Here is a 22,289-nt window from a genome sequence, read left to right as displayed (position 1 = left end):
ACAAACTGCGTAACCGCCTTGCTGCCCGGGCTGTCTCAGGGTCTTTCGGGATCATAGGCCGGCGCCCCGCCGCCGGCCTATGACTCCTCGCCCGTAAAAGCCCTTTCCCCCGTCCCCGTAGGCCCTTTCGTGCGTCCGACGATTGAGGAGGACGCACGCCCTTTGGATAGGCCCCTTGCGCCCGTAGGAACCCCTTTGCCCGTAGGCCCCCGCCCTCGAGGGACGCCTTTGTTCTCCAGGGTCCTTTCACCCACGGCATTTCACGGAATTCCGCAGCTTTTCTTGCCTACCATCTGGCGGAACGCCCGTCAAGCGTAAACCGTCCGCCACGTAGCGGAGGGTTTCGGCTTGAGGCCACTCCCCACAAAAAAGACACTGCCGGCCATTGGCGACGTTTGCCCGGATGGGTGACGTCTTTGGCCCGCAGTCTCTTCGGCTTGCGGGCGTTTTCTCTACAGGTGGTGGATTCATGGGGCAGGCGCACGCAAGGGCGGCAGGTGCAGCGGCACGGGCTGCGGTCATTGGCACGGCGATGGGGGTGCTGACGGGCTGGCTGGCAATGCCGGCATGGGCGCAGCAGGCCGTGGGCGATGGATCGGTGCGCATCGGCCGCTACAGCACGCAGCAGGCGGTGCCGGTGGCAAGCGCCAGCGACCCGCTCGCCGTGTTCGCCACCATCACGTTCCCGCGTCAGCAGGTGAGGACCGTGGGGGACGCCGTGCGCCACACGCTCCTGCGCACGGGCTGGCAGCTGGTGGACGTCGCCGCGCTCTCGCCCGAGGCGGCGCGCTTCCTGGCGCTGCCGCTGCCCGAGTCGCAGCGCGTGCTGGGTCCGTACCGGGTACAGGACATCCTGGATCTCCTTTTGGGCACCACTTGGCAGTGGCACCACGATCCAGTGCAGCGGCGCCTGTGGTTCACCGTGACGCCTGCGTTCGCTCAACTGACGCAGGCCAGCCCTGCCGAGGCCTCGGCCGGCGCGACGGCGCAGCCGGTGCCGGACCAGGGTGCCCGGTCTTCATCGGGTGCGCCCCTGGAGGCCTTCGCTAACCACGCCAAGGAGGCCCGCGATGCAGCACGTTGAATCGCACGTTGCCCGCGAAACGGCGCAAGCGCCCGGAACCCAGGTGCACCAGGATCACGAGATCGACCTCCTGCTGGACCACCAGGACGACGTGCATCGTCAGGACGGCCAGCCGATCGATGGCCAGGATGCCGCCAGGGCATGGCACCCAGACACCGCTGCGATGCCGCTGGCAGATGACCCGCAAGCGCCAGCGGATGCCGATGCTCGCCGGCGTCGACCATTCGGCAAGGCGACCACCGGGATCCTGGTCCTGCTGCTGACCCTGATCGCCTGGATGGCTTACGGCCGCTGGATGCACTCGGATGTCCCGCTGGCGCCCGAACCGGCCCAACCGGCCGCACTGGCCCAGCCGGCCGAACCTGCGGCCACCGCCGATGCCGCACAGGCCGTTCCGGCTGCGGCTTCGGCCAGCCTCGCCGCGGCGCCGAAGCAGGCATCGCCCCCCGTGGCTGCCGCGAGCGCGGTGGCGCCGCAGGCCTTGCCGGAGCCGACGCATCCGGAACTGCCCGCGATCGACGCCGCACCTACTTTGGCCAGCATGCCGAGACCCGGCACCGTTGAAGCCGGCGCGGCGGCACCCACCGACGCCCAGGACCAGCGCCTGGATCGCCTGGAGTCCCAGCTCGCCCGGATCGAAACGCTGCTGACGCAGCGCACTGCGAACCAGGCACCGCCTACCGCCGCTGCCGCCGTTGCGGCCACACGCCAACTGGTCCGGCCCCGCGCTCCAGCCGCCAAGCCTGCGGCCGCTGCTCCGCCAGAGGCTCCGAAGCTCGCCGGCCAGCTGCTGTCGGTGGACATTTGGGACGGGCGTCCTTCCATCGTCGTGGGCACCGGAGAGACCGCCGACCAGCGCGTGCGGGTACTGCAACAGGGCGACTCCTACAACGGCATCACCCTCAAATCCATCGACTTGGCCGCGCGCCGCGCCACGTTCGACGTGGGCCAGGGCCGTCTGGTCCAGCTGTCCGTGGAGGGTCAGTGACATGCTGGTGATCCATTCGCGTGCTGCCATCGTTCATTGGTCCCTCGCCTTCCTGATCACGCTGGGTGCTACAGCGCCCGCCGTCGCACAGCCAAAGACCCAGCAGCAGCGCACGCAGGAGGTGACCAGCCAGCGTGGCGGCGCTGAGCGTGCGGGCACGGTGCTGGACGAGAACGACCAGCTCATCGCTTCCATCTGGGGCCTCTCAGCCGAGGAGATGCTGCGCGCCAAGGTGCTGCTGCAGGGCCCTCGCAAGTCGTTCTCCGTGGAGAACCTCTCGCCCGTCGAGGCATTGGGCATCCATGCCCGCAGCGATGCGGAGCGCCGCAAATACGCAGAGATGTTCGCGCGCACCTTTCACGCGGACGTGGAGCGCTCACTCGCCTGGAATGCCGCCTTCACGGAGGCCATGGCCCGGATGTATCCCAATGAGCCTGTCATGGATTTCAGCGGTCAGGCCAAGGTGGCCGCACCCATCGGCGCGGCGGACATGCTCAACGTGCCGCGCTCCCTGGTGGTCGATACGTTGCCCGGCACCGGCACGCCGAAGGCGTCGAAGGCCCGCTGATGCAGACGATGCTGCAACGCCGTCCCATAGTGCTGGGCTTGCTGGCCGGCATGCCCGCTTGTGTGCTGGGCGCAGAGCCCATCGGCCCATGGCTACCCTACCGGCCCGAGGATGTGAAGCGGATCGAGCCGACAGGCGCGCCACTTCCGCACATTCCCCGCACTGCGGCTGCGCCGACGCGCCGTATCGATCCCGTGCTGCAGGACATGCGCCCGGAGATACCACTGCAGCACACACAGGGCCAAGCATCCATGGTGCCGAGCCTTCCACCGAAGGCCTACGCGGTCACCGCAGGGCGCATGGGCGTGCCGCCCTGGCTGCTCTTCGGCGTCGCCCTGCAGGAATCCAAGCTCAAGTTCGGCGAGCGCACCCTGCCCTACCCCTGGACGCTATGCGTGCGTGGACAGGGACTGCGCTACGCCGGCTACCCTGAGACGCTGGCCGCACTCAAGGGCTTCATCGCCCGCCGCGTGACCAACATCGACATCGGTGCGATGCAGGTCAACTGGCACTGGCATGGCGACAAGCTCCAGCAGCCCGAGCGCGCCCTTGACCCCTACCCCAACCTCGCCGTGGGAGCGCAGATCCTGCGCGGGCATTTCGAGGCGGGCGGCAACTGGCGTCGCGCCATCGCGCTTTATCACACGGGCTCGGACAACACCCGCGAGACCCTCGCGCGCGGCTCGCGCTATGCCGATCAGGTGCTCCAGCGACTGGGGCGCATGGGCGTGCCCGTGTCTGCGCTGCTGCAGAGCGCTCCGCGTCTGGCCTTGGGAGGCAAGCATGCACAGGCATGACGCAATCCTTATGGTTTCCGCGCTGCTGTGGACTGCCGCAGCCAATGCGGGCCAACCACCCCTGGAACATCTTCGGGGGAGCGATGCCACCGTGCCCGTGGCTCCCTACCTGGCCGCGCTCGTGGGCGGCGAGGACCAGCAAGGCGTGATGCAAGGCATGACGTTCCCGCTGCGCACCAGCCTGCGCCAGGGCGTGCTGGCGACCGAGGGCATCTCCGTGTTCAACGCCCGCTGGATGACCCAACCCATCGCGGTGATGGGCACCGACTGGGCATCGCTGCAGTGGCTGCATCTGCACCAGGACCGTCTGCGCGCGCTCGGCGCCTCGGTGGTGGTCGTCGCAGCCGGCAGCGAGGACGAGTTCAAGGCGCTGCAGCGCACCGCAGCCGGCGTGCCGGTCGCGCCCGCGCAGAGCCCATGGCTGGAGTCCCGCATGCGTGCAGCTGGCGTTGCCATCTACCCCGTCCTCATCGACCTCGATGGCCGGGCGCGCCAGATCATCTTCGACGGTGCCGAGGACGATCTCGGGAAAGGCACGCCATGAAGAACCACGCGGTCCTGGAGGCGCTGCTGCGCCCTCCCATCGAGTTGTGGAGCGTGGCCATGGCCTGGGGCGTGGCACTGGTGGCGGTCGTCGCGCCGTGGGCGCTCATGATGCCGCCCCTGCTGGGCTGGGTGGCGGCAGTGATCGCCTTCGCGTTCGGCTACCTGCGCTTGGCGCAGGCGCTGCAGATCCTGCGCTACCAGCACTACATGAAGTATTACAAGGTCACGCGCATCTCGCCCTCCAAGATCCCGGTGGGTAAGGACGAGTACTACCTGGGCGAGGGCTTCGAGTGGACGCAACTGCACACCCAGCGCAAGCGGGATGCCACGCGCACGGAAGCGGAGCCGTTCGTGAAGCCCAGCGCAACAGAGGTTGCCATGCGCCGCTGGGGCACGAAGCTCAACGAGGACATGCAGGCGAAGCTGCGCAGGAATCCCTCCGAGCCCACCTTGCTCGTGCGCGCCCTCGCGGGCGCCCTGGCCAGCGAAGCCTGGTTCAATCCCCTGCGCTCCTATCCTGACCTGGGCGGCTCGCCCATCCTGCACGGCGTGGGTGCGCTGCAGGAAGGCCCCGTCAAGATGCGCCAGTCCTCGCGCTCCGGCCACATGATCGTCATGGGCACCACGCGTGTGGGCAAGACGCGCATGCTGGAGATGTTCGCCACCCAGGACATCCACGCCGGCCACGTGACCATCGTGATCGATCCCAAGGGCGACGCGGAATTGATGCTGCGCCTGTATGCGGAAAGCTCCCGCGCAGGCCGTCTGGACCAGTTCTACCTGTTCCATCTGGGCTACCCCGAGATTTCCGCGCGATACAACGGCATCGGCAATTTCGCGCGCATCACCGAGGTGGCCACGCGCGCGACCAATGCCCTGCCGTCCTCTGGCAACTCGGCAGCGTTCAAGGAGTTCTCCTGGCGCTTCACCAACATCGTGGCGCAGGCCCAGGTGGCGCTCGGGCGCGTGCCGACCTACGAGACGCTGCTCAAAGACGTGACCGGCATCGACGGGCTGTTCATGGACTACGCCCGGATGATCTTCACGCGCCTGGCACAACAAGGTCAACACACCGACTGGGAGAAGCGGGTCGCCGCCCTCGAAGCGGTCGTGGGCACCAAGGGTGGGCCGGCCGTGCCGCGCAGCCTGGCCGACCGCACGCCCGATTTGGTGGCGATGTTCCTCTGGATCAGGGACTCCAAGGTCGAGGACACGGTGTTGCGAGGCCTGGCCGCCGCGTTCAGCTACGAGCGATCGTTCTACGAGAAGATCATCGCCAGCCTCGGGCCGTTCCTCGAAAAGCTCACCACCGGCGCCGTGGGCAAGCTGATCTCCCCGGACTACTTCGATGCCAGCGACAAGCGGCCGGTCTTCGACTGGATGACCGTGATGCGCCAGGGCGGCATCGTCTATGTGGGCCTGGATGCCTTGTCCGACTCGGTGGTGTCCTCGGCCGTGGGCAATTCCATGCTCGCCGACCTCGTGAGCGTGGGCGGCAAGCTCTACAAGACCGGGCTCGATCCGCACCACCCGGAGGGCAAGCTGCAACTGCCCACCGTGTGTTGCCACTTCGATGAGGTCAATGAGATCGCGGGCCCCGAATTCGTGCCCATGGTCAACAAGCTGGGCGGCTCGGGCTTTCGGATCACGGCCTACACGCAGTCGATGTTTGACATCGAGGCGCGCGTGGGCGACAAGGCCAAGGCGGGGCAGATCCTGGACAACTTCAATCACCTGGTGATGCTGCGGGTGCGCTCGGTCACCACGGCCAACCTGCTGGCCGAGCAGGTGCCGCAGGTCGAGGTCGTGCACCTCACGCCCATGTCCGGCGTCACCGACACGGCGGCGCAGGGCACGGGCGTGGACTTCACGTCCCGCAACGACGACATCGTGACCACCACCAAGGTGGCGATGATCGAGGCGGCCGACCTTCTGAGCTTGCCGCAGGGCCAGGCGTTCGCGCTGCTGGAGGGCAACCGGCGCTTCAAGATTCGCATCCCGCTGGCGGACTCCACCAACGATCCGTTCGTTCCCGAGTCGCTCAAGAAGGTGGCCAGCGACATGCGCAACCGCTACCGCACCAGCGAGCAATGGGCCAAGGAGACGGACTGGATGGGCGACTGGATGGCCGCGCAGCCGTTGGGCGCCGCGGCCGCGGACCTGATCGCCACCGACCTGGCGCACGAGGACTCGGATGCAGGCGAAGACGGTGTGGATGCAACGGGGGCAAGCGAAGCCGCGATGACCGGCACGGCCCTGGGCCAGATCATGAGGCACGGATCATGAAGGAGCTGTCATGAGCGACGCGCCTCCCAAGGGACCGGTGCGCCCCCGCACGCGCGGCCCCATCGAACTCGTGCTGGAGATCGGCATCGGCCTGACCTTCGTGGCGTTGTTCTCCTGGTTCGTGGGCATCCTCATCGAGATCGGCGGGATGTACCTGCTGTGGAAGGACGAGGGAGTGGTCCATGCACGCACGCTGGTGGAGCAGGACCTGGGGTACATCGCCGCCGCGCCGCGCAGCCTCCTGGTGCCCGACACGGTGGCGTTTTCTCGGCAGATCGTGCGATGGGTGCAGATTCCCTACGAGCGGCTCGGCGTGCTGCGCTGGTATGCGCGCTTCAACGGTCCGCAGGCGGCAGCAGAGCCCAACCCCTCCAGCGCCAACGCAGCCGGGGGAAATCCGTTGTCCAAAGGCATGGGGCGGGCCAGCCGCTCCATGGGCAAGCTCCTGTCGCAATGGGCGCTGGTCTCGATGTACGTCGCGCAGGACGTGCTGCTGCGCATGTCGGTGGCGCTCTTCGCCCTGCCCGCCTTCGTCCTCGCCTGCCTGGTGGGGGCCGTTGATGGCCTGGTGCGCCGCGATCTGCGCCGCTGGGGCGGCGGGCGGGAAAGCTCCTTCGTCTATCACCACGCCAAGCGCTACACCGCCTGGTCGCTCACCGGCGGCTTCGGCCTGTATCTCACCTGGCCCTTCGGCGGCTTCAACCCCGCCTACATGGTCCTCGTCTTCACCGTCCTCGTCGCCGCCACCCTCTCGACCACCGTGGCGGCTTTCAAGAAATATGTCTGAACCCATCAGGAGAACCATGATGCAATCCCCGCCCTCCCACGAAACTGGCCAACGCTGCCGCAGTGCCTGGCTGATCGCCCTGCTGCTGGCGGCGGGCGCGGCCGCAACCGTTCCCGCGCATGCCGGTGACGAGGACACCGAGCGCGAGCACCTGGCGCGCATCGCGCACGAGATCGAGCGCGTGCAGGCCATGGTGGCCACCGCCGCGCAGGATGCGCCCACCGGCCAGCGCGTCAAGTTCCGCTACGACTGGCTGGCCAGCGACTTGCAGATGCTGCGCGAGGGCGTCGAGCGGCACACCGACACCCCTCGCCAGCCGCGGCCCGTGGCACCGCTGCGCGGCGACTACCGCCAGTGAGTCAGGTAACACCATGAACCAGACCATGCGCGAGGCCTTTCGCACCGGCTCGGGCGCCGATCCCGCAGCCTTCAAGACCACGCTCACGCTCATCGTGAGCGCCGTGGTCCTGACCTTCTTCGCCTGGATCGTGATGCAACTCATGGATGCCTACCGCCACGAGCGCATCACCGCGGTGCAGGCCACCGTCGCCGGCGTCAAGGCCATGGTGCTGCTCTCGCTCGTCTTCTACGTCGTCGTCTAGCCGCGACCGTTGCCTCACGGACATTGCTTCGCCCATGCCCATCACTCCAAAAACGTTCACAGAAGGAACCATTCCCATGCCATCGTCCCGACTTCAACGCCTGCAGGCGCTCGCCCGCAACACCCTCTCCCTCGCCCGGGACCGCGCAGCCCGTACACTGCTCGCGCCCGCCGTCGCTCTCCTATGCACCCCGGCCCTGGCAGCCTTGCCCAACGTGCACAAGCCGTCAGAGGCGATCGGCGGTGGCACGGTCGCCGATGGCGATTGGCTGGGGTACTTCGGTGCGTATTTCAAGGCCGGGCTGACCATTTTGGGCCTGGTGCTTGCGGCCGTCGGGCTGGTCTACGTGGTGGCCGGTGCACTTGCCAAATGGCGTGCTTATTCCGCTGGCAAGGCCGACATATCCGACCTGAAGGAATACTTCATCATGGGCGCGATCTTCGCGGTCATGCTGGTCATGCTGGTGACCCAGGCGCTGGAAGTGCTGAAGTGATCGGGCCGGGACCACGACACCATGCCACGCAGATCCATCGGCACCGCGGACGCTCCGTCAGCCACGCCACACACCTTGCCGTCGCCAGCGCGCGGTGCCCCGGTCACGGACCGTGTGAACGTGGAACCGGCCATCCTGAACGGCATCACCGTGACCGAGGCCAAGGTCATCGGCCTGCTGGCGCTCGCCGTCTTCCTGCTCCTGGGCTCCATCGTCGCCGCGTTCACGGGCCTGTGGCAGGTTCTGGGCATGCTCGCGCTCTTCGGGCCGCTGGCGGTGCTGTGGTTCTCCTCGACCTGGCTGGCGCGCATCAAGCGCGGCCGGCCCGATGGCTATTACACCCAGTACCTGCACTTGTGGGCCGCCCGCAGGGGGTTCGTGAGGTGCCGCTTCATCGAACACGAGGGCTGGTGGGACCTGGGCCGGTCCTTCGAGGGCTCGCTGGCTTCGCCCCTGCAGCTGCGCAGGGAAGCGACTCCCGCCGCGCGCAGCCGATCCTCATCCGACAGACCTGACTGAGCCCACCCCCATTCCCATGAATCCCTACCTCGACGCCCTGGCTTCGGCCCGGGCACAGAACGCCACGCTGCGCCACGCGATCCTCATCGTGGCCGCCATGGGCGCCCTGGGCATGTACTACGCCCACTCCATGCCCAAGAACCTGGATCTGCACCTGGCGCCCAACGTCAAGGCCGGCGACAGCGTGCACGTGGAGAGCGGCAACGCGCCCGTGCCCGATACCAACGTCTATGGCTTCGCCTACTACATCTGGCAGCAGGTCAACCGCTGGCAGGCCGATGGTGCCAAGGACTATGGCTCGCAGATCTTCGCCCTGCAGGCCTTCGTGACGCCGGCCTGCCGGGCCCAGCTCGAAGCGGACATGCAGTCGCGCTACAACAGCGGCGAGTTGCGTTCGCGCACGCGGCAGATGACGGAGATCCCAGGCTTCGGCTACTCCAGCGCCCGCGTGGTCGCGGACGGACCCGACGCCTGGACCGTGCTGCTGGACATGCAGCTCATGGAGAGCTTCCGGGGCCAGCCCGTCAAGGATGCGTTCATCCGCTACCCGCTGCGCATCGTCCGCTACGACGTGGACCGCGAGAAGAATCCCTGGCGCATGGCCATCGACTGCTATGGCGCGAACCGCCCGGCGCGCCTGGAGATGAGCGAGGTGCAGGCGGTGCGCAGCGGCCAGGCCGCGCCCCGGCTGCCCACCACCCTCACCCCCGCGGCCCTGCCGCGCACGGCCGACCAGCGCGTGGACCCCAACAGTCCCCAAGCCACTCCCCTGCAGGCCCAGGGCGCTGTCGGGTCTGCGCCTGCCAGCACCTCGTCCAGCGCGCCCAGCAACTCCTCCTCCTCCTCCTCCTCCGCTTCCCAATGAAGTTTCAACGCACCATGCACCGATTCACTTACCGACTCACTGCGCTGGCCGCGGTTCTGGCGGGTTCGATGTTGCCCTCCCTGTCGCATGCGCAGGAGGTCAGACAACTCTCCCTGGCCAACGTCCCGCCAGACATGATCGACGCCAGTCCGCAAGGCAGTGCGCAAGGGGGCGGCAAGCCAGCTGGCAGGAACGACGTCGATCTGGGTCAGGATCTGTCTCCCGAGGCTGCCGGCGCGCAGTCCGGCTCATTCGGAACCGCAGCGGGTTCGCCCGCACGGGCAGCCGCCCAGGCCGCGCGCACATCGTCGTCCGCGTCCCGCACGCGCCGCCCACCCGCCACGGGCGCTGCCGCCCGCGCCGGCGTGGAGCGCGCCGTCTTCGAGCGCGCGCCCATCGCCGTGCCCCTGCCCGTGGGCCGTGAGCGGCTCATCACGCTGCCGGCGCCCGCTGCCCTGCATGTCCCGCGCGACATGGAGTCGGTGGCCCGCCTGGAGGTGATCGACCGCACGCTGTATGCGACCGCCCTGGTCCCCTTCACCACCTTGCGCATCGTCGCGGAACTGGTGGACAGCGGGCAGCAGATTCCGATGGATCTGGTTGCGGGCGAGAGTACCGCCTCGGCCACGTCCGAGCTGGAGGTGTTCGTGGTCGAAGCGGGCAAGGCTTCCGGCCCTGCGGCAACCGCCACCGGTGCCGCGGCAGGGGGCGCAGCCGTCGCCAAGGAGGCCGAGCCGGAGCAGCCCGCGGCCGACATGGTGCAGCTCACCCGCTACGCAGCCCGGATGCTCTATGCCCCACGCCGCCTGGCCTACGACCTGCCCGGCGTGCGCCAGGTGGAGGTGGGCACGCAGCCCGTCACCGGCCTGCTGCGTGGCGCCCAGGTGGAGGCCGCGCCCCTGGGCCAATGGCGCTCGGGCAATCTGTACGTGACGGCCGTGCGCGTGACCAACCGCGCCAGGACTCCGCTGGAACTGCCGCTGGAGGACATCCGGGGGCGCTGGATCTCAGCGACCGCGCAGCACGGGCGCATCGGCCCGGCCGGCAGCGACTGGGACACCACCGCCCTGTACCTGGTGTGCGAGCGCGCCTTCGAGGCCTGCCTGTAACAGGAGAGCGAGCCCATGGCCACCACCAGCAACAAACTCATCCCCCTCCTGGGCACCTTCGGTGCCGTCGTGATCGTCGGCGTGCTGTATCAGCAGTTCTCCGGTCCGTCCCAGCCCAAAGCCGACGCGCCGATGAAGTCCGTGCCCGATCCCGCCAAGGCCAAGGCCGGCCTGCCCAAGGCGGCCGGCGCCGACAACGACACGCCGGCCGAGACGCTCGCCACCGTGGTGGCCAGCAACACGCAGCTGCGCCAGGACGTGGCCAAGATCATCGAGACGAACAACCGACTGACCGAGGAGAACCGGCGCCTGGGCGGTACCGGGGGCGCGGGCACCCAGGGATCGTCCAACAACCCGAGTGCCGCGTCCGTGCCGGCACCACAAGCCACGGGCAATTCCAGCACGTCCGCCACCGCCATCGATCCCCCCGCCGCCGACAAGTCCGCCCTGGGCAACGCGATCGACACCGCCGCCGAGGCCGCGGACACGCTCATGAAGGGCCTGCCTGGTGCGCCAAGTTCGTCCGGTTCGTCGACCACGCGCGGCCCGTCCACGGGATCGCAGGCCGTGCCAGGCTCGCGTGCCGGCGCCGCGGGCTGGTCGGATGCCGGTGCCGCCGCGCAGGCTGATTCGGCCGCCGGTGTGGTCCAGTACAAGCTCATGACCCCCATGGGCTACGTCGCGCACGTGGACCCGGCGCGGGGATCGGGCGCCGTGGCCACGACGCGGTTCGTGCGGACCACGCAACCGAGCGGCGACGCCGGCGCCGCAGGCACTGCGGGGCCTGCCACGCAGGCCGCGAGAGCGGCTGCGCAGAAGGCCGAGGACATCCCCTTCTTCACGCTCCCCGAGAACTCCACGCTGGCAGGCGTCACCGCCATGACCAGCCTCATCGGCCGGGTGCCCATCGATGGCCGGGTGACGGACCCCATGCAGTTCAAGGCCATGGTCGGGCGCGACAACCTCGCCGCCAGCGGCTGGGAGCTGCCGCCCGACATCGCCGGCATGATCGTGACGGGCGTTGCCATCGGGGACATGGCGCTGTCTTGCTCCGAAGGCAAAGTGCGCTCGATCACCTTCGTCTTCAACGACGGCACCGTGCGCACCGTGTCTTCGCGCAACCGGGGCGGCGGGATTTCCACGGGTAGTGGATCGGGCGGTTCATCGGGTGGCGACATCGGCTTCATCTCTGACCTGCACGGCAACCCGTGCATCCCGGGCAAGTTCGTGACCAACGCGGTGAGCTACCTCACCGACATCAGCATGCTGCGCGGCCTCGGTGTGGCCGGCCAGGCCTTCGCTGATGCGCAGCGCACGCAGCGCAACAACAACGACGGATCGACGTCCTCCTCGATCACGGGCGACCGAGGGCGCTTCGCCATGGGCCAGGCCGTGAGCGGCGCCACCGACGAAGTGACCCAGTGGATGCTCCAGCGCCTTCGCAACAGCTTCGACGCGGTGATCGTGCCCTCGGGTGCGCAGCTCGTCATCCACCTGGACCAGGAGATCCGCCTGGACAAAGCCGTCAACGCCCGCCGCCTGGTGCATCGCCAGCAGGGCGGCACCCAAATCGCACGAGGAGAACGCCATGGTCTCGAATGACCCCATCCCGATGACATCACGTCTGATCCCTGCAGCCTTACTGTCCCTGGCCCTGCTGGGCTCCGGCTGTTCTGTCACCGGAAGCCGCGAGTCGCCCATCAACGAGGTCACGCGCGGCAGTCCGACTGTGCTGGACCTCTACCGCGGCAAGGCCTCACCCAAGGATGACGAGGGCGCCCAAACCGCCCGCACACTCACCGCCCGCACGCAGACCGCGCAGGACCGCCTGCGCGGGGCATCGACCGCGCGGCCCATCGCTGCGGGCGATGCCGACACCCAGCGCTACTGGTCCGCCCTGGAGCCCATGCGCCAGCGCTTCGTCCGCGTGCCCAATCCCGATCTCGTCATGGTGGTCTATCCGCATCTGGCGCGCGGCACCTACCCGGTGCCGGGTTATGTGACCACGTTCCCGATGTATGAGCAGACGTTCTACGCGCTGCCGGGAGAGGTCGAGCAGGACCTGCAGGTGGGTCGTGCCCTGCGTCCGGACGCGGGCGCGACTACAGCCAAGAGCACTCGCTGATTGCATAAAGGCCGTTTTCAGCGAGCCCACCACGAAGAACCTCCGATCCATGCTCCTCGATCTGATCCGACCCAAGCGCGCGCCCGGCTCCCCTGCCGAGGGCGCAGCCGCGACCACCACCGCCTCATCCTCCTCCAATGGCCAGACTGTGGCGCAGCGCGGGCGCATGGCCCTGCGCCCGCCCTCCTTCACCGACATGCTGCCCTATGTCGCCTACGAGAGCGAGGACAAGGTGTTCGTGCTCAAGGACGGCGCCACACTCGGCGCGATGTTCGAGCTGTCCGCCATTCCCACCGAGGCGCAGGCCGCGCACGTGCTCGCAGAACATGCTCTCAAGGTGCAGGAAGCCCTGCAGGCGCTCCCCGAGTCGGACGCCTCCCCCTGGATCGTCCAGTTCTTCGCCAGCGACGACCGCAATCTCGGCCCTTTGGCGGGGGTGCTGCGTGACTACATCGCCGAGCAGCACAAGGACTACCCCGAGCGCTGCCGCGCCATCCTGGATTCGCGCTTCACCCAGTCGGTACTGTCGGAGATGTCCCGGCACCTGGATCTGGTATCCCGCCCGCAAGGCCTGTTCACCGACACCCTGGTGACGGGCCAGGTCTGGCGCGGCCAGATGCGGCGCGTGCGCTGCTGCATCTACAAGCGCTTCGCCGGGCTGGCCGACGACCCGGCACCGCCCACCGCTCAGATCGAGTCGGTGGCCATCACCCTCATGTCCACGTTCGGGGAGGCCGGCGTGGCCGCGCGCCGGTGCACCGGCCGCGACCTTTACGAGTGGTTGCTGCCATTCTTCAACCGGGCCGTGCCCTGGGCCAGCACGCCCACCGACCTGCTGCGCCAGGCGCCCTACCCCGCCAGCGATGGCACCGGCAACGCAGGTGCCCATGCCGGCCTGGTGCCGGGGCAGGCGCCCCTGTTCGGCTGCGACCTGTCGGACCTGCTCAATCTCTCGCCCCCTAGATCCGACCTCGCCGCTGGCACTTTCGAGTTCGACGGCGTGCCCGTGAAGGCCCTGGCCCTGCAGAGCATGCGCAGCCAGCCGCAGACCGGCCACTTCTCGGCCGAGTTGCAAAGCGGCAACGAGAGCTTCGCACGCCTGGATCGTCTGCCCGCCGGCGCCATGCTCTCCATCTCCCTCACCGTGCAGCCGCAGCACCAGCTGGAACGCCACATCGAGCGCATCCGGGACGCCTCCCGCGCCAAGTCCGCCGCGGCCATGGAAACGCACCGCGAGTGCGAGCAGGTCCTCGCCCGGATGGTGCAAGGGGACAAGCTCTACCCGATGATGATGACGCTCTACGTGAGCGGACATGACACCGCTGACCTGGAGCAGCAGATCTCCCAGGTCAATGCGCTGCTCGTGCCCTCGGGCCTGCGGTTCATCGATTCCAGGCACGACCTGGTGCCCCTGGACACCTTCATGCGTGGGCTGCCCTTCAACTTCGATCCGGCCTTCGACAACCGGGCGTTGCGCCGCTCACGCCTGACCTTCGCCTCCCACGCCGCCGCGCTGCTGCCCGTGTATGGGCGCGCCCGCGGGACGCCCCACCCCGGAATGTGGTTCTGGAACCGCGGCGGCGAACCGCTCTGGGTCGATCCGCTGAACCGGCGGGACCGCAAGAAGAACGCGCACATGCTCGTGCTGGGTCCCACGGGCGCCGGCAAGTCCGCCACGTTGAACTACCTGGCCATGATGACCATGGCCATCCACAAGCCGCGCCTGGTGATCGTGGACGCGGGCCGGTCCTTTGAGCTGCTGCTCGCGTATTTCAAGGGCATGGGCCTGTCCACCCACCATGTCACGCTCACGAGCGAAGCGGACGTGTCGCTGCCGCCCTTCGTGCATGCCCTTCGGCTGCTGGACGATCCCGATGTCATGTCCTCCTACAACGCCGCCGAGCAGCAGGCCCGGGTCAACGCCGGCGTGCCGGACGACGAAGGCATCGACATCCTGATCGGTGAAGCGCACGAGAGTCCGGTCGGCGCGCAGGCGGGCAAGCAGGCCGAGGCCTCGCCCGACGACGACCAGGATGACGACGGGACGGAGCGCCGCGATCTGCTGGGGGAGATGCTGATCGCCGCCATCATGATGATCACCGGCGGCGAGGAGCAGGAGGTCGCCCGCATGGGCCGCGCCGACCGCTACCTCGTCTCGCGGGCGATCATCCGCGCGTCCGTGCGCTGCAAAAGGGAAGGCCGCACCCACCCGCTGACCCAGGACGTGGCCATCGAACTCATGGGCATGCACCGCGACGAGACCCTCTCCGGTCCTCGCCAGATGCGCGCGGAAGAAATGGGCCAGTCCATGATGACCTTCACGCAGGCGCTGCGCGGCAAGCTCTTCAATCGCGAGGGCCAGGACTGGCCGGACGCGGACGTGACCCTCATCGAGATGGGAACGCTGACGCAGGACGGCTATGGCGACGCCCTGGCGGTCGCCTACACCAGCCTCATCGACTCGGTGCAGTCGCGCGGCGAGCGCACGCAGGCCGAGGGGCGCCCCATCGTCTTTCTGACTGACGAGGGCCACTTGATCACCACCAACGAGCTGCTGGGCCCGAAGATCGCCAAAGGCACCAAGATGTGGCGAAAGCTGAACATCTGGTTCTGGCTGGCCACGCAGAATTTACAGGATTTCCCGGACTCCATGGAGCGGGTGCTCTCCATGTGCGAGTACTGGATGCTGCTCACCATGGATCGCTCGGAGATCGCCGAGGTCGCACGGTTTCGCAGCCTCACGCCCGAGCAACGCCATCTGATGGAATCCGCCCGCAAGGAGCCGCCCAAGTACACCGAGGGCGTGATCATCTCGGCGCTCGGCCAGATGCTGTTTCGCAACGTGCCGCCTGCGCTGCCGATCGCCCTCGCCATGACCGAAGGCCATGAGAAGGCGCACCGGCGCCGTCTCATGGACCAGCACGGGTGCACCGAACTGGAGGCGGCCATGCTTGTGGCCGAGGAACTCGTGAAGGCACGCGGGTGAGCGCCATGCAAGCGATCCGCTCCAAAGCATGTTCCTGCGCGCTGGCCTTTCCGCTGCTCATGGGGGCCACCCTGTCCCCAGCACAAACCATCCATGAGAACCAGGTCCTCCTGGGCGATGCCCTGTACCGCGGCGTCATCCAGGTGGAGGTCTTCGCCAACTCGGCCATGCTGGTGACCCCGCAGCGCTCGGACCGATTCAAGCTCGACATCTACCGCCTGGACGCCATGGCGCGCGTGCAGCAGTCCATCAACCAGGGATTGCCTCAGAACGAGGCCGATGCCCGCGCGTGGCTCGCTGCGAACGAAGCGCGCATCCGCAGGCAGGTGCAGCCCGTGGTCGCCAACGCGGCCAATGGCATCACCCTGGCCATGCACTACCGCATCGACCGGCTCCCGGCCATCGTCGTGAACCGCAAGACCGTGGTGTTCGGGATGACGGACGTGAATGCCGCGCTAGCCGCGTTCCAGCGTGCTCGGGCATCCTCTGGGTCGGCCGCTGGTTCGAGGGGCGCGCAATGACGAAGCTCTCGAGGCCATGCAAGCGCTCACCCGCGTCCTGGTGCCGCGCGCCACGCATCCTGGCCGCTGTGCGATCCGCCACCCTTGGAGCCGCCCTATGTAGCGCATTCGCTCTGGCGCCCCCCGCGGCTCTCGCGCAGACCACCAACACCGTGGCGATCCTGACCGCCACCTTGCAATCGTTCCCCAGCTGCCTGTCCTACCAGGTCAAGGGGATGTGCTTCTTCCTGCGCTGCAACATCAAGGGCTGTACGGTCCTCTACTCGATCCGCATGAGCCACTACCTGCCCGATGCGATCGTGAGTACCTACAACGATCCGCTGATGCATCCCTGGCTGGAGGTGGGAAAGCCGATCGCCGCCACCATGGCCGGCCTCGGCTCGGCGATGGCCGGCATGCCGCTGGATTCCGCGGCCGATACCGCCCGCGACGACACCGAGATCACCACCTTCAAGGGGGCGGACGCCATCGGCAACCCCGTGGGCATGGTGGCGAGCGCGCTCTCCACCGGGACGCTGCCGAACGTGCCATCCGTGTTCGGCATCCCAGGCATCTCGGAACTAATGGAGTTCCCCACCGAAGAACTGCCCAATATCCAGCGCGAATGGATGTCCGTGCCCATGGATGCGGCCAATTCGGTCCTGCAGGGTGCGGCGAATCTTTCCAAGGCCCCCATGGACATCATCGGCAATATCACGAGCCTGCCCGGGCGCCTGTCGCAACTGCAGTCCGCGGCCGGCAACGTCGGCAGCTTCCTGGGCTCCAGCAGCGGTCTGGCTACCCTGGGCATGGATGCGGCCGCGCTTGCGGGCATCGACCTGGGGCCCTTGCAGCAGGTCGTGTCGATCGCATCGCTTGCCGGCGGCAGCATGGACCTGGGGCCGGGCGGTCTTTTTTGCCCGGGCGGCGCCTCCGCGTTCGGACTGCACTACCAGTCGGAACTTGATGCGCTGTTCTGGCGCGGCATCCTGCCGGTGGAGATGCTGTACGCATCCTCCTGGGTGCCCACCCGCAATGAGGTGAGCCACTCGGCAATAGCCAGCACCTGGGGCAGCATCTACCCGCGCACGGGCGAGGTGGTCCAGCAGCACCCGGTCAAGGCCTCGGCCGTGCTGGCCGAGCGCGTGGCCAGCATCATCAAGAAGCGCGCCCAACCGCACATCTACAAGCGCCTGGAAACCAGCGGCAACTTCAAGTATTTCTCCTCCATCGAGGACTCCGACACCCGCTGGTCCATGGTCTATCCCCGCACCACCACGAGCTGCGTGCGGTTCGGCGAGAACGACTCCCTGTCGCTGCTGTCCTTCGGCGATGGCCGCACCAGCGCCGTCAATGGCTACGTCTGGAACCTCTGGAACAAGTACGACTGCTGCCAGCGCCGCGGCATCTACCTGTTCTCGGTTCCCTGATCCATCGCTAGAACGCCCTCCGCACATTTTTCAGCACTCTCATGCGATTCATCTCGATCTCGAAATTTCCATTGCGCCCACACGCGCTGGCCGTTGCGCTTGCCCTGGCCAGCATGGGCACCACATCGGACTTGCATGCACAGCCGGTTTCTAACTCCACCCTGTACTACCGCATGGGCGGCGGCACGCCGGGCGGCGCGGCCAACAACCGCGGGCAGACCTCCCAGGCCCTGGGCCTGCAGGCTAACCTGCGCCTCAATTACTCCTGCGGCAAGTTCGATGTGGGCATGTCCTGGGGCAACATCATGAACAACATCTCGCGGCTGGGTCAGCAGGTGACCAATGCCGTGCAGGCGGGGATCGCCTCGCTGCCGCTGTACGTCCTGCAGCGTGCCCAGCCGGGCCTGTACCAGCTCTTTCAGAACTACAGCCAGAAGGCGGATCTGCTGGTCGCCTCCTCGCTCAAGACCTGTGAGGAAACCGAGGCCATGATCCGGGCCGGCCAGAATCCCTACGAGGACTGGATCAAGATGGCCAAGGGCGATGCCTGGAAGGTCAAGGCCAATACGTCCGGCGACATCGTGCAGGCCAAGATCGACATCAACAAGAACGAGGAAGCGCAGCGCACGGGCGTCAACTGGGTGTTCGGCCAGAAGGCTGGCGGCATCAACTCGCTCCCCCTTCGTCCCATCCGGGATCTCTCGGTGGCGGGCTACAACGCGACGCTGAACAAGTCTGTCACCGCCTCCTCCAGCACCAGCTATACCGGCTCGACCGACAAGTCCACGCGACTGGTGCAGGCCTTCGCCTCGCCGGACGACCTGGCCCGGTTCACCACCGAGGTGCTGGGCGACAAGCGCGTCTATACCTGTTCGCAAAGCGCGGACTGTCCCGTCGCGACGGCGGTGACCACGGCGTCGGGCCTGGGCCCGAAGTACGAAGCGGAGGTGGACCAGGTGCTGCCGAAGCTGCAGGCCATGGCGGGCGCCCCCTCGGGCAGTCCCTACGCCGATCTGAACACGATCGCCGCGCCCGGCATGGCCATCAGCCCGCAGCTGCTGGACGCGCTGCGCAAGCTGCCGCCCGACACGCGCGGCATTGCTGTGACCCGGCTTGGGCAGGAGCTGGCGATGCACCGGGTCATCGACAAGGCGCTGGTGGCGCGCGCCGTGCTGCTCACGGGCCTGAGCCTGCCCGAGGTGACGGCTGCGGGCGACGCGATGCGGGACACGCAGTCGCAGATCGACCGCCTGACGCAATTCATCAACGACCTGATGTTCGAGGCCAGGATTCGCAAGGAACTGACCTCCGACACGGCCTTGGCCATCATGGGCAGCCAGTTCCAGGCCGACTCGCGCTCGATGCGCGTGCCCGATGGGCGGGCAGCCGATCCCCAGCCGATGGAAAACGGTCGCGTGAAGGTGACGCCATGAGCACGCAGCCTCGTGAAACCGAAACGGGAGAGCCAGTGGGTGGAGCAGAGATTGAGCGTCCGGGGTCATCCCGGCGCCGGCGGCTGCTGCGCCTGGCGTTCATCGGCCTGACCTGGTTGGCCGGCGCCAGCGCCATGGGGTTCGTCCTGGTCGCGCTGCTGTCGCACCTGCAGGTGCAGCCCGAGACCCTGGCCACGCTCCAGGTCTGGGCGACCCAGATTCGGCACTACGGTGCGCTGGTGCAGTGCATGGTCGTTGCCGGCATCGGGATCTGGTGGCAGGCCATCGTGGCCTGGGGTGCGCGCTGCGGCATCGTGCGGCCGCAGGAGCATGCACAGGTCATTGCCCTGCGGCCGAAGGTGATGGCTTCCTTGATCGCCTACCTGCTGCTCATCCCGGTCGGGCCGGCCGCGTTGCTGCGTTGGCTGCGGGCGTGAGATTCGACGATCTAGAAGCAGAAGAACCGATGTCCAAAACCCACTTCAAACCGGCCTTGATCTCATTGAGCGAGTCTACGCCCTTGCCCTGTGCTTGCCCTTGTGCGGCGAGGCTGCGCCATGTCCACCGCCTGCTCGTGCAACTCGTGAATGCCCTGCAGGAGCCGGGTCGCCCGGCCCTGCCCGCAGCCCTCCTGGCCACGCTGCAGGAGCCGACGCTTGAAGACTCGCTCGCCGACCCCGGCCAGCTGCCCGGCACGCCCCGCAGATTGCACTGATCCGAACTCACCTTTCGCCACCACCATGCAGCTCGACAGCTACCTCGAAATCTTCACCACCATGTACGGGTGGGCCTTCGGCAACATCATCGGCGAGGTGATCACCGGCACCGGCCTGATTATCGTGCCCTTCGCGGTCATCCTCTTCAACGCCTGGCGCGAGGCCAAGGAGCAGGGCCTAGAGAGCGCCGGCGTGTTGCCGCTGCTGGAGAGCGTGGGCACGCAGATCATCGTCGCCCTGTTCGTGATGTCGCTGTGCTTCGCGACGACACCCATCACCTCGCTCAGCTCCGTCAACCTGAGCTACATGCCGAGCGCGACTCCCCAGGAGCCCAACCCCACCATGGTCTCGCGCAACGGCGGCACGGGCTCGGGCTACGACGCGGCGATGAAGGATGCGTCGGACGGCACCATGAGCACGGCAGGCAACCTCTCCCAGGTGCCGGCCTGGTGGTTCTCCACCATGGCCATCTCATCCGGTATTAACAGCGCCGTGCGCGCCGGCATCCGCAGCGGGGACTCGCAGATCCGCATGGTCGAGGACATGGCACGTACCGCCACCATCCAGGACCCGCATGTCCTCAACGCCGTCCAGCGTTTTTATTCCGAGTGCTTCGTACCCGCTCGCAGCAAATACCTGGCCTCCAACCGCGCAACTCTGACGGCAAATGGTCAGTCGCTGATCGCATTGAGCAACAGGGAATACGGGCCTACCGACGTGGACTGGATCGGGAGCCAGCTGTTTCGCACGGAGCCGGGCTACTACGCCGACATGCGCTCCTACAACCCGGTGCCGGGATTCCAGGTGGATTTCTCCCGCGACATCGACTACTACAACCCCGCCAGCGGCATCGCCCCGCCTCACTCTGGTGTGGTGAATCCCGATTGGGGCCGGCCTACGTGTAAGCAGTGGTGGGAAGACAGCGCGCAAGGTGTGCGCGAGCAGATGGTGGGCCACGCCGGCAGCTTCGGCAAACTGGTGGAGGTGGCCACCAGCGCGATGAACTGGAGCAGCCCGGATCAAGCCAGGGATGCCTTTGCAAAGCTTGCTCAGACGAAGGCCAATCCGCACTTCGTGGATTCGGATCGCATCATGGGGAGCGACTATGACGTGATGACGACCGTGGGACGGTCATTGACAGGCGCTGCCAGCACATTGGGTGTGGGCTGGGAGGCGGGATTGGCGAGCATGTCGATGCTGCCTTTGATGACGGGTCTACCGATGATCCAGGCGCTGGTGCTGATGGCGATCTACATGTTCCTGCCGCTGATCACATTCCTGAGTGGCTACGACCTGCGCGTGCTTTTTTACGGTGGCGTGGCGATCTTCACCGTGAAGCTCTGGGGTGCAATGTGGTTCATCGCGCAGTGGATCGATGCGAGGATCATCAATGCCATGTACCCTGGAGGACAGGGTTGGGTCATTACTCAGGAAATTACCCAGATCGCAAGCGGCTCAGTGCCTGCAGGATACAAGCGCATGATTTTGAACATTCTGCTAATGGCGCTCTTTATTGGATTGCCGTTGGTATGGACAGCGATGATGGGATGGGTGGGATTACGTATTGGCGCTCAAATTGAGAGCCTGATGAAAACCCCTGCAGACAACGCATCAGCAGCAGCCGGAAAGACTGGAAAAGTGGCTGGCCTCAAATGAATAATTACTTACTACTTCCATAATAAGACTGCCACTCTTGATGCGTCACGTTGGAATCCAACGGCGCACCACAGGAGTAAACACCATATTCGGTGCTTTTTACATGAGGTTCTCCCGACGACATCCTCTGAGGCGCTTTACGTAGCGCCTGGACTAAAGAGTAAGCCACAACAGGGACCAAAATCATAAAAACGCGCAGCAGGAATTTGCCGCCATGAAAAAGCAGTTGCCAGAAATAGTGGTTCGTTCGCATGGCCTGAAGGCTCCCTTGTTATTGGTGCCCGCGATCATCGACAGGCGCTGTTTGTGTGTCAATGCTTTGCGCGCGCACGGCTTGTAACTTTCTGCTGAAAGCCACATCCGTGCTGGTCTCGGCTAATGGGCGATCAGCCGCACGTCGATGCCGGAGGCAGTCACCAGGAATTCGCTCGCTGTCGCATCGACGGTAATTGCCACTCCCAGAATCCCGTCGACCGGCCGCTCGGCATGCCCAGTTCCCTGCAACCGGCGGCATGCTTGGCCAGCAAATGCCGCATCTGCACCGGATTCAGGACCAACCGGACAGGCGGTGATTGCCCTGCCCGGGTTTGTCGGTAGATGGCGCTGACGATGGTCTCGAACAGCTATCCGATGCCTTCGTTTTTTCAGGATACTTCGACACGATTCAAGCTCTTCGGGAACCTCTCAAAACCCATCCGGTCCCTTGTTGATCGAGAACGCGTGCTCCATCCTTTGCCATGATCACTCCCCGTAGCGCCCTGAAGTTCGACCTGTTCGCTGAGGCCTCGCGCCAACACAA

At 66.8% G+C, this 22,289-nt stretch carries 22 protein-coding genes; all 22 read left to right on the top strand.

Translation table 11 applies throughout. The annotated features are described in order from the left end of the window. Nucleotides 1–532: 532 nt before the first annotated feature. The 22 genes from pilL2 to AVMA1855_RS24265 all read left to right on the top strand — a co-directional run bounded on the left by pilL2 (nucleotide 533) and on the right by AVMA1855_RS24265 (nucleotide 21,490). Entirely contained in the window at nucleotides 533–1,084 is a 552-nt protein-coding gene (pilL2, locus tag AVMA1855_RS24370) for a PFGI-1 class ICE element type IV pilus protein PilL2 (RefSeq protein ID WP_284427665.1), read from the top strand. Beyond that, entirely contained in the window at nucleotides 1,071–2,072 is a 1,002-nt protein-coding gene (locus tag AVMA1855_RS24365; RefSeq protein ID WP_284427664.1) for a hypothetical protein, read from the top strand. The genes pilL2 and AVMA1855_RS24365 overlap by 14 nt, the downstream gene beginning before the upstream one ends. A gap of 1 nt (nucleotide 2,073) precedes the next feature. Further along, nucleotides 2,074–2,640, top strand: coding sequence for a hypothetical protein (locus AVMA1855_RS24360; protein WP_284427663.1), 567 nt, complete (start codon nucleotides 2,074–2,076; stop codon nucleotides 2,638–2,640). Beyond that, entirely contained in the window at nucleotides 2,640–3,437 is a 798-nt protein-coding gene (locus AVMA1855_RS24355; RefSeq protein ID WP_284427662.1) for a transglycosylase SLT domain-containing protein, read from the top strand. Before AVMA1855_RS24360 ends, AVMA1855_RS24355 begins: the two co-directional genes overlap by 1 nt. Nucleotides 3,438–3,447: 10 nt before the next feature. Next, complete coding sequence (locus tag AVMA1855_RS24350) at nucleotides 3,448–3,981, top strand: PFL_4695 family integrating conjugative element protein (protein WP_284427661.1); 534 nt, start codon at nucleotides 3,448–3,450, stop codon at nucleotides 3,979–3,981. Continuing rightward, the gene (gene traD, locus AVMA1855_RS24345; protein WP_284427660.1) at nucleotides 3,978–6,269 is read left to right on the top strand and encodes a type IV conjugative transfer system coupling protein TraD; all 2,292 of its coding nucleotides are present in this window, start codon (nucleotides 3,978–3,980) and stop codon (nucleotides 6,267–6,269) included. Before AVMA1855_RS24350 ends, traD begins: the two co-directional genes overlap by 4 nt. Before the next feature lie 10 nt (nucleotides 6,270–6,279). After that, entirely contained in the window at nucleotides 6,280–7,056 is a 777-nt protein-coding gene (locus AVMA1855_RS24340) for a TIGR03747 family integrating conjugative element membrane protein (protein WP_284427659.1), read from the top strand. 19 nt (nucleotides 7,057–7,075) lie between these two features. Further along, a complete protein-coding gene (locus tag AVMA1855_RS24335; protein WP_284427658.1) occupies nucleotides 7,076–7,414 on the top strand; it encodes an integrative conjugative element protein, RAQPRD family in 339 nt (112 codons plus the stop codon). A 13-nt stretch (nucleotides 7,415–7,427) separates the two neighbouring features. Beyond that, nucleotides 7,428–7,658: a DUF3262 family protein gene (locus AVMA1855_RS24330; RefSeq protein WP_284427657.1), complete on the top strand. Its 231-nt coding sequence runs from the start codon at nucleotides 7,428–7,430 to the stop codon at nucleotides 7,656–7,658. A gap of 76 nt (nucleotides 7,659–7,734) precedes the next feature. Beyond that, on the top strand, nucleotides 7,735–8,151 hold the full coding sequence (locus AVMA1855_RS24325; RefSeq protein ID WP_284427656.1) for a TIGR03745 family integrating conjugative element membrane protein: 417 nt from the start codon (nucleotides 7,735–7,737) through the stop codon (nucleotides 8,149–8,151). Between the two features lie 21 nt (nucleotides 8,152–8,172). Beyond that, nucleotides 8,173–8,670 (top strand): TIGR03750 family conjugal transfer protein, encoded by a 498-nt coding sequence (locus tag AVMA1855_RS24320; RefSeq protein ID WP_284427655.1) that lies wholly within the window; start codon nucleotides 8,173–8,175, stop codon nucleotides 8,668–8,670. A 16-nt stretch (nucleotides 8,671–8,686) separates the two neighbouring features. Continuing rightward, nucleotides 8,687–9,535 (top strand): PFL_4703 family integrating conjugative element protein, encoded by an 849-nt coding sequence (locus tag AVMA1855_RS24315; protein ID WP_284427654.1) that lies wholly within the window; start codon nucleotides 8,687–8,689, stop codon nucleotides 9,533–9,535. A gap of 14 nt (nucleotides 9,536–9,549) precedes the next feature. Beyond that, the gene (locus AVMA1855_RS24310) at nucleotides 9,550–10,644 is read left to right on the top strand and encodes a TIGR03749 family integrating conjugative element protein (RefSeq protein ID WP_284427653.1); all 1,095 of its coding nucleotides are present in this window, start codon (nucleotides 9,550–9,552) and stop codon (nucleotides 10,642–10,644) included. Nucleotides 10,645–10,659: 15 nt separating this feature from the next. After that, nucleotides 10,660–12,246 (top strand): TIGR03752 family integrating conjugative element protein, encoded by a 1,587-nt coding sequence (locus AVMA1855_RS24305; protein WP_284427652.1) that lies wholly within the window; start codon nucleotides 10,660–10,662, stop codon nucleotides 12,244–12,246. Beyond that, nucleotides 12,233–12,769, top strand: a complete 537-nt coding sequence (locus AVMA1855_RS24300; protein ID WP_284427651.1) for a TIGR03751 family conjugal transfer lipoprotein — start codon at nucleotides 12,233–12,235, stop codon at nucleotides 12,767–12,769. The genes AVMA1855_RS24305 and AVMA1855_RS24300 overlap by 14 nt, the downstream gene beginning before the upstream one ends. 49 nt (nucleotides 12,770–12,818) lie before the next feature. Continuing rightward, on the top strand, nucleotides 12,819–15,755 hold the full coding sequence (locus AVMA1855_RS24295) for a conjugative transfer ATPase (protein ID WP_284427650.1): 2,937 nt from the start codon (nucleotides 12,819–12,821) through the stop codon (nucleotides 15,753–15,755). A gap of 5 nt (nucleotides 15,756–15,760) precedes the next feature. Next, entirely contained in the window at nucleotides 15,761–16,276 is a 516-nt protein-coding gene (locus tag AVMA1855_RS24290) for a TIGR03757 family integrating conjugative element protein (protein WP_284427670.1), read from the top strand. 152 nt (nucleotides 16,277–16,428) lie between these two features. After that, complete coding sequence (locus AVMA1855_RS24285) at nucleotides 16,429–17,685, top strand: TraU family protein (protein WP_284427649.1); 1,257 nt, start codon at nucleotides 16,429–16,431, stop codon at nucleotides 17,683–17,685. 113 nt (nucleotides 17,686–17,798) lie between these two features. Continuing rightward, complete coding sequence (locus AVMA1855_RS24280) at nucleotides 17,799–19,118, top strand: integrating conjugative element protein (protein ID WP_284427648.1); 1,320 nt, start codon at nucleotides 17,799–17,801, stop codon at nucleotides 19,116–19,118. Continuing rightward, a complete protein-coding gene (locus tag AVMA1855_RS24275) occupies nucleotides 19,115–19,555 on the top strand; it encodes a hypothetical protein (protein ID WP_284427647.1) in 441 nt (146 codons plus the stop codon). Before AVMA1855_RS24280 ends, AVMA1855_RS24275 begins: the two co-directional genes overlap by 4 nt. Nucleotides 19,556–19,692: 137 nt before the next feature. Next, nucleotides 19,693–19,833, top strand: coding sequence for a hypothetical protein (locus tag AVMA1855_RS24270; protein ID WP_284427646.1), 141 nt, complete (start codon nucleotides 19,693–19,695; stop codon nucleotides 19,831–19,833). A 25-nt stretch (nucleotides 19,834–19,858) separates the two neighbouring features. Next, nucleotides 19,859–21,490: a conjugal transfer protein TraG N-terminal domain-containing protein gene (locus AVMA1855_RS24265; protein WP_284427645.1), complete on the top strand. Its 1,632-nt coding sequence runs from the start codon at nucleotides 19,859–19,861 to the stop codon at nucleotides 21,488–21,490. Nucleotides 21,491–22,289 lie beyond the last annotated feature (799 nt).

It is taken from the genome of Acidovorax sp. SUPP1855, assembly GCF_030158955.1.
Taxonomy (GTDB): Bacteria; Pseudomonadota; Gammaproteobacteria; order Burkholderiales; family Burkholderiaceae_C; genus Paracidovorax.
This window is presented reverse-complemented; position numbering and strand designations above follow the sequence as displayed.